Below are 17,131 nucleotides of genomic sequence, written 5' to 3' on the forward strand. Positions count from 1 at the left end.
GCAGGTAGATAATATGAAAGATTTTATCCCAGAGTTTTTTATAGGCTTAAAAAATTATAATTTTAAGATGTTTTTAAATGATATGGCCGCAGGTATCATAGTGGCTATTGTTGCATTGCCATTATCTATAGCTCTTGGAATTGCATCGGGAGTAACGCCTGAAGTTGGGCTTATTACTGCTGTTATTGGGTGTTTTATTGTAGCCATTTTAGGTGGAACAAAATTTCAAATAGCAGGACCAACTGGCGCATTTATTGTGATTGTTTATAGTATTATAGAGCAACACGGCATGTTGGGATTAACCATTGCAACGATGATGGCTGGCGTAATGCTTGTAGTTATAGGTTTTTTAAAAGGTGGAGAAATTATAAAATTTATCCCATATCCAGTTGTAGCAGGATTTACAAGTGGCATTGCCGTAACGATTTTTTCAAGTCAGATAAAAGATATTTTAGGCTTAGGTGTTGAAAAAATTCCAGCTCAATTTATGGAACAAATTTTGTGTTACATACAAAATATTCAAACACTAAATTTCTACGCAATTTTAATAACCATAGTATCTATTTTTATAATTATTTTATGGCCAAAAATTCCAAAATTTGGCAAATTAATACCTAGTATGTTAGTTTCTGTGATTGTTTTAACGCTTTTGGTTCAGTTTTTTACCATTCCTACTGAAACCATTGGCTCAAGGTTTGGAAGCTTGGATTTAAAAATTACTTTTGTAAATTTTAATGGAATTAGCTTTGAACTTATTAAGTCTTTATTGCCAGCATCCATAACAATTGCGGTTTTAGCTGGTATTGAGTCACTTTTATCTGCGGTAGTTGCAGATGGTATGACAAATGATAGACACAATTCAAACACAGAACTTGTCGGACAAGGTTTTGCAAATATTGCTTCTGCGGCCATTGGAGGCATTCCTGTAACTGGAGCGATTGCAAGAACTGCAACTAATATAAAAAATGGTGCAAAAAGCCCTGTTTCTGCTATGATAAGCTCGATTGCCTTATTTATTATGGTTATGGTTTTACTAAATTTTGTAAATCTTATACCTATGGCATCTCTTGGTGCGATTTTGCTAGTAATTTCATACAATATGGGCGAATGGGAGTATTTTAAACAAATCAAAAAAGCGCCAAGAAGTGATTATTTTGTTTTTATTGCGACATTTTTATTAACGGTATTTTTTGATTTGATTATTGGTATATCAGTTGGTATGATATTTGCTTTGATTATATTTATGAAGCGAATGAGTGATTTAACAAATTTTGAAATGATTACAAAAGATTTAAAACATGCTGATGGCAATATATTAGAAATTCCAAATGGAGTTCTTGTTTATAACATAAATGGTCCTTTTTTCTTCGGTGCTGCAGAGAAATTTTCTAATATGCTACTAGATATAGTCAAACCTAAAACAAAAATAATTGTTGTAAATTTAGAAAATGTTCCTTTAATTGATGCTACTGGATATAGAGGATTAAAAATTTTTTATAATAATTGTAAAAAAAAATGAGTTGAAAATATATTTTTGTGGAATAAGAAGTAGGGTTTATAAAATTTTAAAAAATTATGGTTTTATAGATGAGATACAAAAAGAAAATATTTTTAAAGACTTAAAAGCAAATATTGATTATTTAAAGGATTTTGAGCCTAAAGAGTTATATCCAAATAAAAAAGTAGATTCTTTAACTAGAGATAACAAGTAGTCTAAAAAGCTCAAATAAATCTATATAAAGTAACAGTTATTTTTCAGCTTTGTTGCTTAACATTACAGCTATAAATTCTGTTTTAGGATTGATTTTAAGTGCGATTTGAATAGTCATGGTTAGTGGAACTGCTAAAAAAAGTCCACCTATTCCCAAAACATATCCCCATAAAAGTAAGCTAAAAAGCACAGTTATAGTTGAGATTCCAAGCTCTTCGCCAACTAATCTTGGCTCTAAAATTACTCCAAAAATAATATTTGCTGCTACATATAGCGCTACAACCCAAATAGTATCTGAAAAATTTCCACTTATTAATGCTACAAAAACAGCTGGTACAGCAGCTACAAAAGAACCAATTGTAGGTATATAATTCATTATAAAAGCAACTATTCCCCATAAAACTGCGTATGGAATGCCTAAATAATAAAGCCCAAAACCTATAACAAGTCCAGTTGCTGCTGAAACTATTGTTTTTATAAAAAGATATCTTTTAAGATTATAGACAAAAGAGTTTACAAAAACAACAGCATTTGAATATTTACGGCTTAGATATTTTACTTTTTCTTGCATAACTCTTGTTTCAAAAAGCATGAATGCAACAAGTAAAAGTACAAAAAGCCACATCGACATCATCGAACCTGTTTTTCTAACAAGTGAGCTTGTTGTTGTGATAATTTTATTAGATTCTAGGTTAAACATATTTGGATCAAAAACTATCATATCTCTAAAATCTGTGCTATTTAGTTTTTCCATCCATTCATTTAGCAATACTTGAAATTTTCTATTAAACTCAGGAAGTTGTCCTAAAAAGTCAAACATCGTAGTAACTGCAACACTTCCGATAAATGCTAAAAATCCAAGCAGTAAAAATGCTACAAATATAAATGAAATAGTTCTTGGAATTTTAATTTTTTCTAAGGCGTCTAAAACAGGAGAAGTTACAATTGCTATAAAAGTAGCTAATAAAAACGGCACTACTACCGAGTTTGCGGCTTTTAAACCTGCAAAAATTATAATTATGGAAGCAAGAGTTATTAAAGTTGTTTGTAGTCTCAAAATAAATTCCTCAAATTTACTAAATTTTGTAATTTTAGCAAAAAGATATAAAAATATAATAAAAATTTTGATTTGATGAATAGAAAAGTAAGTTGATTTTACAAGACAAAGTACAAAATTTATTTTTAGTTAAATTTTGAGTTGTGCTATCAACTTACTTAAATGCATTTTGGCAAAATAAGCAAATTTTAAAAAATCTCAAATTTGCTTTAATTTTTTAAATTTCGCCCACTTTATAGCTTTCACCTGGTTTCATCTCAATTATCTTCCAAGGAAGTCCTTGCTTGTTAAGCTCATCCATAAAAGGTTTTGCGTCAAATTCCTCCATATTAAACACACCTTTACCACTCCACTTTCCAAGGGCTATCATTTTTGCACCAATCATCGCTGGAACTCCTGTTGTATAGCTTACTCCTTGAGCTCCAGTTTGGGCATAGCACTCTTCGTGGTCGCAAACATTATAGATGTAAATTTGTTTTTCTTTGCCATCTTTTACTCCGCGAATCACACATCCGATATTGGTCTTGCCCTTTGTTCTTGCACCTAAGCTCGCAGGATCTGGTAAAAGTGTCTTTAAAAACTGAATAGGAACTATTTTTACGCCATTATGCTCGACCTCGTCGATGCGAAGCATTCCAACATTTTCAAGGCATTTCATATGGGTTAAATAGCTCTGTCCAAATGTCATAAAAAATCTAATTTGTTTTAAACCTTTGATATTTTTGCTAAGACTTTCAAGCTCTTCATGATATAAAAGATAACTATCTTTTACGCCAATTTCTGGATAGTTCCATTTAAAGCCAATCTCCATAGGTTTTGTCTCTACCCACTCATCATTTTTCCAGTTTGTTTTTCGCTCATTAGTTGAGTTATGAGTTTTTTTCCAGTATCGTCCATTTGCTGAAACTTCTCTTAAATTTATCTCTGGGTTAAAGTTAGTTGCAAATGCATATCCGTGGTCTCCAGCGTTGCAATCAAGTATGTCGATATAGTGAATTTCATCAAAGAGATATTGCTGTGCATAGGCACAAAATACATTTGTAACACCCGGGTCAAAGCCACTTCCTAAAAGTCCCAAAACCCCAGCTTTTTTAAACTCATCATCTTTGGCCCATTGAAGTTTATACTCAAACTTAGCAGTATCTGGATGCTCGTAATTTGCAGTATCGATGTAGTTAATTTTAGCTTTTACGCAAGCGTCCATTAGTGTTAAATCTTGATATGGAAGTGCGACATTTAGTAAAATTTCAGCACCTGTTTTTTTGATGAGACTAGCAACTGCGTCTGTATCATCAGCATCAATTTGTGCGGTTTGAATCTCTACTCCAAGGCGCTCTTTTATAAATTTTGCTATTTTATCACATTTGCTTTTTGTTCTACTTGCAAGAGTTATTTTGCTAAAGACATCACAATTTGCAGCAGCTTTGTAAGTTGCAACTTGGCTAACTCCACCAGCTCCAATTATTAGTAAATTTGCCATTTTTATCCTTTTTAAAAATTTTAGATATTTTAGCAAATAAACAATAACATTTCAAAATTTTATATGTCAATAATTTTGATAATTTATAGTTAAAGTGAAATATTTAATTATTTAACTTTTAAAAAATATCATTAACTAATAAAAATAAGTGAATTTAAGATAAATTTAATCTATAATTTTGCCATCTTTGTAATAAATTCTTTTAACCCTTGAAGCTACTAAAGATAAAATTTCATAACTTATAGTATCGCATCTTTTGGCTAAATTTGAAGCGTTAAAATCACCTTCATCAAAAATTGTTGCATATTCACCAACTTTAACTTCCATATCAAAAGGCACTTTTACCATACATTGATCCATACATATTCGCCCAACTACTGGGCATTTTACATTATTAATTAAAACCTCTGGATTATTTTGCTCTCTTAAAAATCCATCACCATAACCGATGCAAATCGTTACAATTTTTTCATAATCTTTTGTTGTGTAAACTCCACCATAGCTAATTGGGGTATTTGGTTTTAAAATCTTAATATTTGAAATCATAGCATAAAGGCTCATAACAGGCTTTAAATCTACGCTTTTTTTAACTTCATCTGATGGATAAAATCCAAAACCAACTATTCCACTTCTTACCATATTTAAATTTGCAGTTTGTGTATCTAAAATAGCTGCTGAGTTTGAGACATGTTTTAATGGTATTTTAAGCCCATTTTTTTCAAAATCATAAATTTGAGCATTAAATCTTTTAAGTTGTAGGTTTGTAAAGCTCTTATCAGCACTATCTGATTTAGCAAAATGAGTAAAAACACCAACTATTTCTATATTTGAGAGTTTTGAAATTTTTAAACAAGTTAAAGTTGTTTCTAAAATGCTTTTTTCATCGCGTACCACAAAACCAAGTCTTGCCATTCCTGTATCAAGCTTGATATGAATTTTGGCCTTCAAATTTAAGGATTTTGCTATTTCATTTATAGTGGTTGCATATTCGTAGTTAAAAACACAAAGCTCAAGGTTGTTTAATAGAGCTTTTTTTACTTCATCGCTGTATCCAAGGAGTAAAATAGGCAAATTTATACCATTTTTTCTTAACTCTTCACCTTCATTTACTCTTGCTACTGCTAGATAATCAGCACCAAACTCAGCGTAACTTTTAGCTATTTCCACGCTTCCATGCCCATAAGCATTTGCCTTTATAAGAGCACAAAACTTTATATCATCTCCAACAAATTTTTTTAAATTAAAAAAATTTTGTTTTAAATTATTCAAATTTATTTTTGCAAAAACTACTGACATTTACTCTTTCTTTTCTACTATTTTAACGCTTTTTGCTGTTTTTGAAAAATGTATTAAATCCTCTACTGTTTGAACCGTCCAAGGAAGTCTTTCAAGTGCTACTTTAAATATTATTGCTGCACTTATTGCATCATTTAAGGCTCTATGATGAGCGTTATGAATACCTAAAAGCTCTTTTAATGATCCAAGTCCGTATTTAGCAGATGGTATTGTTCGTCTGGCTAGCTCAATAGTGCAAATTCGCCTATTTAAAAGCACTCCATAGTCTAATTTTTCCAAACTTTTGCTTATAAAATCATAATCAAATTTAACATTATGAGCTACAAAAGTACTGGTTCCTAAAAAAAGTTTAAATCTCTCAAGCACGGTGGCTAAATTTGGAGCATTGTCTAAATCACTAACTTTAATTCCAGTTAAATCACTAATTTCTTCAGGAATAAAATCAGCTTTTATAAAGCTTTCAAATTTATCTAAAACTAGACCATTTTTTAATTTTACTGCTCCTATTTCTATGATTTGTCCCTCTTTTATGCCGCCATTTGTCTCAATATCTGTAATGCAAAAAATTTCATCTTTAATCTCTTTATCTTTTGTAGCAATTGTTACTTTTCCATTATCTTTTTTTACTACTTCAAGTCCTGAAGCGTGCCACATATTAAAATCTTTTGGGTCAAATTTTATCTCATCAATCTCACTTGATTTTATTAAAAAATCATGATAATTAATTGATTTTTGAGAAAGCAAATCTATAAAATTTTCTAATTTATTAACTTTTTTCATACTTTTAAAGATCTAATCGCAGTTTCATAATCATTTGATGAAAATATATAACTTCCAGCTACTACTATATCAGCTCCAGCTTCATCAAGTTCAGCTACATTAAGCCCATTTACACCACCATCAACTTCTATCATGCAAATTGAGTTTGTTTTATATATAAGCTCTTTTAATTCTTTTGTTTTATCTATTACAATAGGCATAAATTTTTGCCCACCAAATCCTGGATTTACACTCATTAAAAGAACCATATCAACACTATTTATGATATGTTTTAGTGAGCTTATTGGTGTGTGTGGGTTTAAAACAATAGCAGGAGAAATTCCATTATTTCTAATGTGATCAATTAATCTTAAAGGGTGGTTTTCAGCCTCAATATGAAATCCTAGAAATTTAGGTTTAATCCCTAAAAACATCTCTACAAAAAAGCTTGGGTTTTCAACCATTAGATGAACATCTAAAGGCACTGAACTTGACTTTTTAGCTGCATTTACAACAACAGGCCCAATTGTTAAATTTGGTACAAAATGTCCATCCATTACATCTATGTGGATAAGATCAGCTCCAGCTTCACAAACTGCTTTTATTTCACTTTCTAAATTTGCAAAATCAGCTGATAAAATACTTGGTGCTACATACATTTAAATTCCTTAAATTTTTTATAACTAATTCCAAAGTTTGAATTTTACCCTTTTAAATCATAAAAACTAATAAAATATGAAATTTAATAAATTTAAGTAAGATTTGAGTATTTTTTGGTATAATCAACCTTTTAAATTTAAGTTTTCAAAGGATAAAATATGGCAAAAAGATGTGCTATTACAGGAAAAGGCCCAATGGTAGGCCATAGCGTAAGTCACGCTAACAACAAAAATAAAAAAAGATTTTTACCAAATCTTAGAACCATAAGAGTTGTTTTAGAAGATGGAACAACTAGAAGAATTAAAGTTGCAGCATCAACTTTAAGAACTATGAAAAAACAATCTAGATAGTTTTTATATATAAAGTTTGTTAAAATGTCTTTTTGGGATAGAGTTCGTAAATTTCTCAACTGGACAAGATCTTCAAAACCTGATGTAAATCTTAACTTTGAATTTTACGAACAGTTAAAACCGTTTAGATTACCATTAATTCTTCTTGTTTCACTTATGCTAATTGGAACTTTAGGATATATGGCTTTTAGCGGTTTTTCTTTAAGTGATGGATTTTATCAAGCAGGGATGACCTTTACAACTGTCGGATTTACCGAAGTTGCCGAGATTTCTCCAGCTGGGAGAATTTTTACTGTAGCATTTATTTTTGCTGGTTTTGGAGCTTTTACATTTTCTTTAGGTGTTGTTATAGAAAGCCTAAAAAAAGGCTTTTTAGTAAATGCCATTAGGGAGAGAAATATGGTAAATAAAATAGCAAGATTAAAAAATCACTTTGTTATTTGCTATCACAATATCTATACAATTGAGCTTGCAAAGCAATTTAGAGAAAATCATATCCCTTTTGTTGTTATTGACACAAGTGATGATTTGAGTAAGATTGCTCATGATAATAAATATCCTTATTTTATACAAGGCGAACCTCATACCGAACTTTCACTTTTAAAATCTCATCTTTCTAGTGCAAAAGGTGTTATTGCACTTAGTTCAAATATAGCTGATAATATTGCAATAATTGCAACTGTAAGATTATATGAAAAAGAGCTTGAACTTAAAAAGCCATATTTTGTTATGAGTGTTTCTGATAATGATTTAGATGCAGATAAGCTTAAAAAGCTTGGCGCAGACTCAGTTATACTTCCATCAAAACTTGCCGCTCAGCGTCTTAGTGCTATAAGTGTAAGACCAGATATGGAAAATATCTTAGAAAGATTTTTATATAAAAAAGACTCTTTAATTGATATTGAGGAAATTATAGTTCCAAGTCATTCTTGGGTTAGATTTAAAAGACTTCGTGAAACTAGACTCAGAGAAATTACAAGTGCTGATATAGTTGGAATAAAAGATGAAAATAATAAATTTACTCCTATGCCTGGCGGTGATGCTATAATAGGCACAAATGCCACACTTTTAGTTATAGGTACGGCTGAGGGGATAAATTATACAAGAAAACTTATAAATGGTAGATATAAACCGCAGGAGTTAAAATATGTTTGATATGATTTCGCTAAAAGGCGGACTTGAAAATGTTGATGGGTTTTATTTTGATGGAGTGCATTCAGGCGTAAAGAAAAAAAATAATGATTTAGGATTTATAAGAAGTGATGAAGAGTTTTTAATAAGTGCGTGTTTTACTACGAACAAATTTAAAGCCGCACCACTTAGACATTTTTTAAAATACCCTAAAAATTTTAAAACAAATTTTATACTTTTAAACTCAAAAAACGCAAATGCTATGACTGGTGAAAAAGGCATAGACGATATTGATGAAATTTTTAAAGAACTTGGCAAAAAAATAAAATTAATCAATCCTATAATGAGCTCTACTGGTGTTATTGGCCAAAGACTTGATAAAGAAAAAATCATAAAAGGTTTGGATAAGTTTGATTTTTATGCTAGAAACTCAGACGCTGTTGCAAAATCTATAATGACAACCGATAAGTTTAAAAAAGAACTTAGTTTTAGAGTTGATTTAGAAAATGGCAAAAGTTTTAATATAGCTGCTATTTGCAAAGGTGCAGGTATGATAAACCCAGCAATGGCTACTATGCTATGTTATATTTTAACTGATGCTAATATCCCAAAAGATGATATGGATGAACTTCTAAAATCAAGCATTGAAAATAGTTTTAATGCTGTTAGTGTGGATGGTGACACATCTACAAATGATACTGTTATGCTTATAAGTAGTGGCAAAAAAGACTATGATAAACAAGCTTTTAAAACCGCACTTAATATGATAACTTTAAATTTAGCTTTAATGCTTGTAAAAGATGGTGAAGGCTCAAGCAAAGTCGTAGCTTTTGAAGTAAATGGCGCTAAAGATGATAAAGAGGCCATGAAAGCAGCTAAGGCTTTATCAAATTCGCTTTTAGTAAAAACAGCAATTTTTGGAGAAGACCCAAACTGGGGACGAATAGCTTCAACCATTGGAGCAAGTGGTGTTGAGTGCAGCGAAGAAAGTTTGGTTATAAAATATGATGATGTTTTAGTTTATGATATTAATCACCCTGAGCTTGATGAAGAAAGAGAGCAAAAAGCTCATGTTATAATGCAAAAAGAAAGTTTTAAAATAAGTTGTGATTTAGGTATCGCAGATGGTAAATTTTGCGCTTATGGGTGTGATTTGGGTCATAAATATGTCGATATAAATGCAAGTTATAGATCTTAATTTTTATAAAAAATTTTTTAAATATAGGCAAGTTTTAAATAATTTAATTTTATAAAACTTGCTTAAAATTTATCTTCACCTAAGGCATTTAGCCTTGCAACAGCAGTATTGCAATACTGGGTTAAAACCTTTTGTATGTTTTCTAAATCATCAAATTTTGATTTTAAAACTTCTCTATCCATTTCGCTTATTTTATTTACTCTAAGCCTTCTTGCATCTAAATCCCTTATATAAATTTTATATATGGCTACGCAAGTATCTCTCCATAAATAGTAATTTTTAATGACCTCACTATATAAAATAGAGCCTAAGAGTTCTTGGAATTTATAGCTTGTATCGCTTAAAACCTCATCAAATTTATTTTCTTCACCAACAATATCGGTAATTTCTTTATCTCTTTCATGTCTTATGCAATTTCTTATCCTTGTCATTATGAAATCTTGATGATTTGCGACACTCTTAAAAGCATTGATTGTTTCACTCTTGCTCACTTTTATTCCTTTACAAGATTTTTGTTTGTATTATATCATAATTTCAGTTAAAAAAAATTTAAGATTTGATAAATTTAATTTTAAGTTACATTATCGTATAATGTTTAAATTTTATTAAGAAGAGGTGATGTTATGAAAAGACCTATACCAAAAGATAAGGAAATTCCACTCGATCCTAATAAGTGGATAATTTCAAAAACAGATCCAAAAGGCGTTATAACTTATGCAAATGACTATTTTATAGATGTTTGTCAATATAGCAAAGAAGAGCTTATAGGACAACCACATAACATAGTTCGCCACCCTGATATGCCAAGGATAGCATTTAAGCTTATGTGGGATACAATAAAACAAAATAAAGATTTTAAAGCTTTAGTTAAAAATTTAGCAAAAGATGGAAGATACTATTGGGTTTTAACAAAATTTGAAACCGTCGTTGACCCAGTATCAAATGAAATTGTATCATATACGGCTTACAGAAAAGCAGCTCCTAAGAATGCCATAAAAGAGATAATTCCTATCTATAAAAAACTTGTAGAACTTGAAAGAGTTGGTGGTATGGAACAAAGTGGGGAGTATTTAGCTAAGTTTTTAAAAGACAATAACACTACTTATGAAAAGTTTTTAGATAAAATTACAGAGGGAAAAACAAATATTTTTGATGGTTTGCTTAAGTCTATAATTGGTATTTTTAAAAAATAAATTTTTTATTATCCCACATTAAATTTCTAAAAAAATGATGTGGGATTTACGAGTCTAAAAAATATTAATAGAGATTGGATTATAAAATATTTACCTTAGCTTTTAAGCTAACGCATTTTTTAAAACATCATCTATAATATCAACCGGTATTATTTCAATAGCATCTTTTACTTCATTTGGAAGCTCATCAAGATCTCTTTCATAGTTTTTTCTAGGAATTAACACTTTTTTTATACCAGCTTTATGAGCTGCAATTAGCTTTTCTTTAAGCCCTCCAATAGGTAAAACTTTTCCACTTAAAGTAATTTCACCTGTCATTGCAATATCAGCTTTAACTTTTTTATTTGATAAAATAGAAGCAATAGCTACAGCCATTGTTATACCAGCACTAGGGCCATCTTTTGGGGTTGCGCCTTCTGGAACATGTAAGTGAAGATCAAAAAGATTATAAATTTGTTCGTTGTTATTTTTTAAATTCTGACTATTTTCGCTTTTTTCACTTTCACTTATATGGGCTTTTTCATATATCTTTTTTGGAATTTCAAGCTTATTTTCATCTATTAAGACTTTTACTACACTAAAAGCAATTATGGCGGATTCTTTCATAACATCACCAAGTTGCCCAGTTATATTAAGCTTTCCTTTGCCTTTTATTTTAATAGCTTCTATTTTTAAAACATCTCCCCCAACTGCCGTCCATGCAAGACCATTTACTATACCAATCAGATCTTTTTTATCAACAGCATCTATTTCAAAGACTTTTTTATCTACAAATTCTTCTAGATTTCTATTGTTTACTAGGACTTTTTCATTTTTTTCTTGATTTAAGATTTTAACTGCTGTTTTTCTTAAAATATCGGCTATTTTTCTTCTTAAATTTCTAACGCCACTTTCCCTTGTATAATCACTTATAAGTAATTTTAATGCTGCATCAGTTATATTTACATCACTTGCTTTAAGTCCGTGCTTTTTAAGTTCTTGCGGGATAAGATATTTTTTTGCAATTTGAAATTTTTCTTGTGGTGTGTAAGAGCTTAAAAATATAAACTCCATTCTATCTCTAAGTGCAGGAGGGATACTTCCTATATCATTTGCTGTTGCTATAAATATAATCTTGCTTAAATCAATATTAAAATTTAAATAATAATCTCTAAAATTATTGTTTTGTTCAGGATCGAGCACTTCTAATAAAACAGCTGTTGGATCACCTCTAAAATTTCTTGAGATTTTATCTATTTCATCAAGCACCATAACAGGATTCATTTGTTTTGCATCAATTAAGCCTTGAACTATTCTTCCAGGCATTGCACCCACATAAGTTCGTCTATGGCCACGAAGCTCATTTACATCTTCAAGTCCGCCAAGAGCTATTCTAACAAGTTCTCTTTTTAAAGCTTTTGCAACTGAGTTTGCAAGGCTTGTTTTACCAACTCCAGGAGGTCCTGCAAGACATAAAATTATGCCATTATTTACTTTATCTTTCAGTCCACGAAGTTCCAAAAGCTCACGCAAAGCAAAATATTCAACTATTCTGTCTTTTGGTTTTGTGAGTGCGTAATGATCACTATCAAGTTGTTTTTTAACATCACTCATAGAGCTTTTTTTCTTTGCTAGATTTTCAAAAGGAATTTCTAAAACCCAGTCTAAGTAGCTTTGAGCCATTGATGCATCAGCTGAGTCAGGATGAAGTCTTGCAAATTTATCAATCTGTTTTTTTATCTCTTTATACGCCTCATCACTCATAAATGGCTTTTTAAGATCAAGTTTTTTTCTATATTCTAAAACTTCTTCTTCTTTTTCATTTTCATTGCCAAGTTCTTTTTGAATTTGCTTTAATTGCTCTTTTAAAAAATACTCTTTGTTTGTTTTTTCTATTTTTGAGTGAACTTTTGACTTTATCTCTTTTTCAAGTCTATTTGCCTCTATTTCTTGGATGATATAATCAATCGTATCAAAGTAAAGCTCTTCTAAATTTTCTTTTATAAAAAATTCATAAGCTTTATCTTTTGTAAGCCTTAAAGCACTTAGAGTTAGATCAAGAACCCTTATAGCATCACTACTTTCTTCAATTGTTCTTAATAAATCTTGCGAAAAGTAGCCATTCATAGAATTTAGTGTTTTTATTTTTTGTTTTAAAATATTTAAAAGTGGTTCTATTTTATTATCAGTTGGAATTTCTATCTCTATTTGTTTTATTTCAGCTAAAAGCGGTTTTTGTGAAATTTCTTTTACAATTTTAGCTTTATAAGCTCCTTGAAATAAAATTTTAACTCTTCCATCTGGAAGATCTACTTTTCTCATTATATTTCCAACAACACCGGCATTATAAATATTTTCAAATTTGTTTTTTGAAGTGGCATTTTCCTTTTCATTTGCTACTAAAATCATAGTTTCATTTTTTATGGCAAACTCCAAGGTTTCAAGCTCATCACTTTCATGAATGAAAATAGGCGTTATCATGAATGGATATAAAAATTGCCCATTCATTGTGATAATAGGCAAAGTATTTTGTGAAATTTTCATCTATTTCCTTTTAGTATTATTCGAAAAATGCTCTATACCAAGGAAGATTTGGAGCTGATAAATTTGCATCTTTTAAAGCTGAGTTTTGAAGTTTTTCTTCATAAATTTTAGCTGATACATCTCTTCCTTTTTGAGCATACAAATCTTTTATATTTTCATTTAGATGATAAACTGCAAGCTTAAATTTAATAAGCATAGTCTCTAAAAGCGGTTTATATTGGGTATTTGGATACTCTGATAGGAAATTTTCAATTTCTATTATGCTATATTGCATCAAATTTTGATTTCTATTTGGTCTTTGGAAAGAGTCATAATTTGCTTTTATTTTTAAAAACTTAGCATATTCTATTTTTTCTTTTGTTCCATATCTTCTTATATATTCATCTAAAAGCTCATTTGCCCTTGTGTATCTGCCCTCATCTGTATTTGCTAGTGCCATAACCAAAAGTGTTGGTTCAAGAAGTGGTGAGGCGACATGTTCGCTTGCAAATTGGTTGTAGTGTTTATCAGCTTCTTTTAAATCATTTGCTTTTATATCTGCCATTATGTGGTTATACCAAATTTCAGGTCTTAGATTGTAAAGTCCAGATGACTTTGTGCTGCAACCCACCATAAAAATGAGCGTAAAAAAAAGAGTTAAAATTTTAACTTTCATAATTAAAATCCTTGTTTTAAATTTTTAAGTCATTTATTTTACACTTTTACTCTTTATAATCGGTTAATTTAATTAAATTTGTCTTTAAAATTTGCAAATTTATTTAAATATTCAATTTATTTAAAACAAATAGTTATAAGATAAAAAATGAAATTTAAATATTTCAGATAGATTTTTAACTATTTATGATATAATCACATTAAATTCAGTATGGCTTTTCTAAAATGTTAGAATAGTCTTAAGAGGTGGTTTATATGAAAACAGTCAAAAAAGTGGTGTTTTGTAGGTCTTTTGACAGCATAGCCCATAGCCAGAAAAAATCTTTTAAAAAAGGTTTTTCGCTAATAGAGCTTGTTCTTGCTATAGTTGTAGTTGCTATAACCTTAGCCGCACTTCCAAACATTGTAGCACAAACTCAAAAATCAAATGAGTTAGCTATAAAACAAGAGCTTACCTATAGTGCCAAAACATTAATGGGTAGAATTATCTCAATGCCTTGGGATAGCACAGCTTTAAAAGCTATGTGCGAAAATGATCGTGGTGTGACATCATGCAGCAACAGTGATATCAAATCTTATTTAAGAGCCAATAGGAATATTAGAATCCCTATATATAACTCAAATGGGCTTGGAAACAGACCTGGAAGTTTGATTGCAGATAATCATGGGTATGTTAATCAAAATAGAATAAGTGAGGCCGATAGAACTAGAACCTACACACCTGGTAATAACTCTTATGGGTTTAATGATGATAAAAATGATATAGATGACTTTCGTGGTACTCTTAGAACCAGAAATGAAGAAGCCTCAAATGAGGATTTTATCTCAGATATGCTTTTTGTTACAGAAGTTGATTATGTAAGTGGCACTACTACTGGTGGTACTACTTTAGAGTTCTCACCTAGTGGTACAGGAAACTCAATAGATGGAGGAACACCTACAAATATAAAGCGTGTAAAGGTAACAGTTGAAGACACGGATGGTAATCCAGGAACTGGTGAGTATAGATCAACGATGTATTTTTATGCTCCAAATATAGGTATGAACAAACCTATGGTTATGGACTATAAAGGAATGTAAGATGATAAAAAAAGCTTTTACTTTAATTGAACTTATACTTGTTATAGTTATACTTGCTATCTTATCTTTGATAGGAACCAACATTTATACAAATGTTTATAAAAACTATCTTACCTCAAAAATAGTAGATGAGGTAGAGGATAAAACCCAACTAGCACTTGATCAAATAGCCTCAAGACTAAGTGATAGAGTTAAACAAGCAACAATTGGTAGAAAAAGTTCAGATACAAATAACATTGTATTAGTCTATGATTCAAGGCTTGAACACGATCATGACATCTTAGAGTGGATTGGGCAAAGTACACAAAGTAGAAATTTAGCAGGAGCTAATGTGGATAGCTCTATTGGCTGGAGTGGGTTTTTAGATATGGGCATATATGAAAATAGTAAGCGTATACTTATAGGTGGTAGGTTGCCAGCTGCAACAGAAGTTATAAACTCTGTATCAAGGGGTAAATCTCAAAATTTAGCTATGATATTTCAAGGTATATCAACCAACAAAGAAAATGGTTATGGATTTAGAGAAAATGAAAATCCAGATAAAATTATGGTTTTTAATATGCCTAGCAGTGGTGCAGGAATTACACTTGTAAATCCTTATGCGGGTGGACAAATTTCAGATAGATATCAAATAGCTCATTCAGCCTATGCTATAGTTCCTGAAAGAAATGCAGCAGGTGGAGATAATTTATACCTATACTATGACTACAGGCCTTGGATGGGGCAAAGATATAGTGATGGTAAAAAATCTCTTTTAATTGAAAATATTACTTTATTTAGGTTTAGAGGTTTTAGTGCAAGTGGGATGGATTTAAAGCTTTGTGTAAATGCGGGTGCCCAAAATCACGGCGTTACCGATAATAGATTTGTAGTTTGTAAGACAAAGGTGGTGTTCTAATGAAAAAAGGTTTTAGTTTAATAATGGCGATATTTTTTGTTATGCTTATAGCAACCTTGGGTATGATGTCACTATCTCTATCTTCAAAGATGGTAAAGCAATCAGGCGATGTTTATTTAAAAGAACAAGCCGAGCTATATGCTATGAGTGCTACAAGTTTAGCAGTTTTGGATATGCAAAGAACAGATTATACCAATGAGTGTATTACAGAAAAAAAATATGATTTTGGTGATGGGTTTGTGGCAACAGTTAATATATTTTATCTTGATAGTGACATGCCAAGATGTGATAATAATCGTAATGTAAAGTCATCAAATAGTATTAATAAGACATTTATGGATTTAAAAGATATTAATGGAATTACAGCTAATTACTATAATGTCGCCTTAATAGATGTTATGGTGCAAAACACTGATGGCATAGAGCCTGTTAGGTTTCATAGAAGAACAGTTCAAAGACCGTAAAATATAAAATTAAGATAAAAAATATAAAAGCAATTTTAAGGAGAAAGAAAGATTATGAATACAAGCATAGTTGGAAAACAGTTTGAGTTAACAGATACTATAAAAGAGTACTTAGAAAAAGCATTTGAAAATTTAGAAAAGTATAATCTAAACATAGTTTCAACAAGATGTGTTATCTCAGCTGATGAAAAGCAAGGTAAAAAAGGCTTTGTTGTAAATTTGTCAATAAATTTACCAAAAAAAGAGACTATTGTTATATCTCAAAAAGATAAAGATCTTTACGCTGCTATAGATAGCATCATAGAAAGAGCATCTAAGGTTTTAAGAAGACAGCACGATAAGTGGAAAACTCATAAAAATAAAGATGAGTTAAAAGAGATAGTTCTTGATAAAAGTCATGATATAGATCTTAGCGAGCATATAGATGAGATAGTAGAGGCTGAGCTTGAAACTCATAAGCCACTAGAAATTGATGAAGCACTTTTTACTCTAAAAAACAGCAACGATCAATTTTTAGTATTTAATGATATGAATGCTAAAATGAGAGTTTTATATAAAAGAAAAGATGGAAAATTTGGACTATTTTAATAGTTTTAAGGCTGAGAAAATCAGCCTTTTTAAAGATTTTATTGATAAAAAAGTCTTTTAAATTTATAAAAGCTTTAAATTTAAGGTTT

Annotated in this window: 18 protein-coding genes; 10 read left to right on the forward strand and 8 right to left on the reverse strand. The window is 30.3% G+C overall.

All coding sequences use genetic code 11. From position 1 onward, the window contains the following. The first annotated feature begins 13 nt into the window (after positions 1–13). Both HMPREF9309_RS04340 and HMPREF9309_RS09210 read left to right on the forward strand, forming a co-directional pair. Positions 14–1,519 (forward strand): SulP family inorganic anion transporter, encoded by a 1,506-nt coding sequence (locus tag HMPREF9309_RS04340; protein WP_016646701.1) that lies wholly within the window; start codon positions 14–16, stop codon positions 1,517–1,519. A gap of 1 nt (position 1,520) precedes the next feature. After that, a complete protein-coding gene (locus HMPREF9309_RS09210) occupies positions 1,521–1,712 on the forward strand; it encodes an STAS domain-containing protein (RefSeq protein ID WP_016646702.1) in 192 nt (63 codons plus the stop codon). Positions 1,713–1,748: 36 nt separating this feature from the next. Here the strand turns inward: HMPREF9309_RS09210 and HMPREF9309_RS04345 are convergent, their stop codons facing one another. The 5 genes from HMPREF9309_RS04345 to rpe all read right to left on the reverse strand — a co-directional run bounded on the left by HMPREF9309_RS04345 (position 1,749) and on the right by rpe (position 6,962). Further along, entirely contained in the window at positions 1,749–2,768 is a 1,020-nt protein-coding gene (locus HMPREF9309_RS04345; protein WP_016646703.1) for an AI-2E family transporter, read from the reverse strand. 217 nt (positions 2,769–2,985) lie between these two features. Further along, positions 2,986–4,248 carry a saccharopine dehydrogenase family protein gene (locus HMPREF9309_RS04350; protein ID WP_016646704.1) on the reverse strand — a complete coding sequence of 421 codons (1,263 nt, stop codon included), beginning with the start codon at positions 4,246–4,248 and terminating at the stop codon, positions 2,986–2,988. Between the two features lie 165 nt (positions 4,249–4,413). Then, positions 4,414–5,544 (reverse strand): alanine racemase, encoded by a 1,131-nt coding sequence (alr, locus tag HMPREF9309_RS04355; RefSeq protein WP_016646705.1) that lies wholly within the window; start codon positions 5,542–5,544, stop codon positions 4,414–4,416. Further along, positions 5,545–6,324, reverse strand: a complete 780-nt coding sequence (locus tag HMPREF9309_RS04360; protein ID WP_016646706.1) for a 3'-5' exonuclease — start codon at positions 6,322–6,324, stop codon at positions 5,545–5,547. Continuing rightward, entirely contained in the window at positions 6,321–6,962 is a 642-nt protein-coding gene (gene rpe / locus HMPREF9309_RS04365; protein WP_016646707.1) for a ribulose-phosphate 3-epimerase, read from the reverse strand. Before rpe ends, HMPREF9309_RS04360 begins: the two co-directional genes overlap by 4 nt. A gap of 159 nt (positions 6,963–7,121) precedes the next feature. On the opposite strand from rpe, the gene rpmB reads away from it, so the two are divergent. The 3 genes from rpmB to argJ are packed head-to-tail and all read left to right on the forward strand — an operon-like array spanning position 7,122 to position 9,642. Next, on the forward strand, positions 7,122–7,313 hold the full coding sequence (gene rpmB / locus HMPREF9309_RS04370; RefSeq protein ID WP_016646708.1) for a 50S ribosomal protein L28: 192 nt from the start codon (positions 7,122–7,124) through the stop codon (positions 7,311–7,313). Positions 7,314–7,337: 24 nt separating this feature from the next. Then, positions 7,338–8,468 (forward strand): potassium channel family protein, encoded by a 1,131-nt coding sequence (locus tag HMPREF9309_RS04375; RefSeq protein ID WP_016646709.1) that lies wholly within the window; start codon positions 7,338–7,340, stop codon positions 8,466–8,468. Beyond that, complete coding sequence (argJ, locus tag HMPREF9309_RS04380; RefSeq protein ID WP_016646710.1) at positions 8,461–9,642, forward strand: bifunctional glutamate N-acetyltransferase/amino-acid acetyltransferase ArgJ; 1,182 nt, start codon at positions 8,461–8,463, stop codon at positions 9,640–9,642. Before HMPREF9309_RS04375 ends, argJ begins: the two co-directional genes overlap by 8 nt. Before the next feature lie 62 nt (positions 9,643–9,704). Here argJ and HMPREF9309_RS04385 read toward each other — a convergent pair whose 3' ends face one another. Beyond that, complete coding sequence (locus tag HMPREF9309_RS04385) at positions 9,705–10,133, reverse strand: hypothetical protein (protein WP_016646711.1); 429 nt, start codon at positions 10,131–10,133, stop codon at positions 9,705–9,707. 132 nt (positions 10,134–10,265) lie between these two features. Here HMPREF9309_RS04385 and HMPREF9309_RS04390 point away from each other — a divergent pair, with 132 nt between their 5' ends. Beyond that, positions 10,266–10,835 (forward strand): PAS domain-containing protein, encoded by a 570-nt coding sequence (locus HMPREF9309_RS04390; protein ID WP_016646712.1) that lies wholly within the window; start codon positions 10,266–10,268, stop codon positions 10,833–10,835. A 102-nt stretch (positions 10,836–10,937) separates the two neighbouring features. Here the strand turns inward: HMPREF9309_RS04390 and lon are convergent, their stop codons facing one another. Both lon and bamD read right to left on the reverse strand, forming a co-directional pair. Continuing rightward, positions 10,938–13,358 (reverse strand): endopeptidase La, encoded by a 2,421-nt coding sequence (lon, locus tag HMPREF9309_RS04395; protein WP_016646713.1) that lies wholly within the window; start codon positions 13,356–13,358, stop codon positions 10,938–10,940. A 16-nt stretch (positions 13,359–13,374) separates the two neighbouring features. Beyond that, entirely contained in the window at positions 13,375–14,013 is a 639-nt protein-coding gene (gene bamD / locus HMPREF9309_RS04400; RefSeq protein WP_016646714.1) for an outer membrane protein assembly factor BamD, read from the reverse strand. Positions 14,014–14,267: 254 nt separating this feature from the next. On the opposite strand from bamD, the gene HMPREF9309_RS04405 reads away from it, so the two are divergent. From HMPREF9309_RS04405 to hpf, 4 genes are read left to right on the forward strand one after another with little or no spacing between them, the layout of a single operon-like run. Then, entirely contained in the window at positions 14,268–15,092 is an 825-nt protein-coding gene (locus HMPREF9309_RS04405) for a prepilin-type N-terminal cleavage/methylation domain-containing protein (protein WP_016646715.1), read from the forward strand. Between the two features lies 1 nt (position 15,093). Next, positions 15,094–15,990: a type II secretion system protein gene (locus HMPREF9309_RS04410; RefSeq protein ID WP_016646716.1), complete on the forward strand. Its 897-nt coding sequence runs from the start codon at positions 15,094–15,096 to the stop codon at positions 15,988–15,990. After that, positions 15,990–16,454, forward strand: a complete 465-nt coding sequence (locus HMPREF9309_RS04415; protein ID WP_016646717.1) for a hypothetical protein — start codon at positions 15,990–15,992, stop codon at positions 16,452–16,454. The genes HMPREF9309_RS04410 and HMPREF9309_RS04415 overlap by 1 nt, the downstream gene beginning before the upstream one ends. A 54-nt stretch (positions 16,455–16,508) precedes the next feature. Continuing rightward, complete coding sequence (gene hpf / locus HMPREF9309_RS04420; protein ID WP_016646718.1) at positions 16,509–17,042, forward strand: ribosome hibernation-promoting factor, HPF/YfiA family; 534 nt, start codon at positions 16,509–16,511, stop codon at positions 17,040–17,042. Positions 17,043–17,131: the final 89 nt, after the last annotated feature.

The sequence above is a fragment of the Campylobacter ureolyticus ACS-301-V-Sch3b genome (assembly GCF_000413435.1).
In the GTDB taxonomy this organism is placed as follows: Bacteria; Campylobacterota; Campylobacteria; order Campylobacterales; family Campylobacteraceae; genus Campylobacter_B; species Campylobacter_B ureolyticus_A.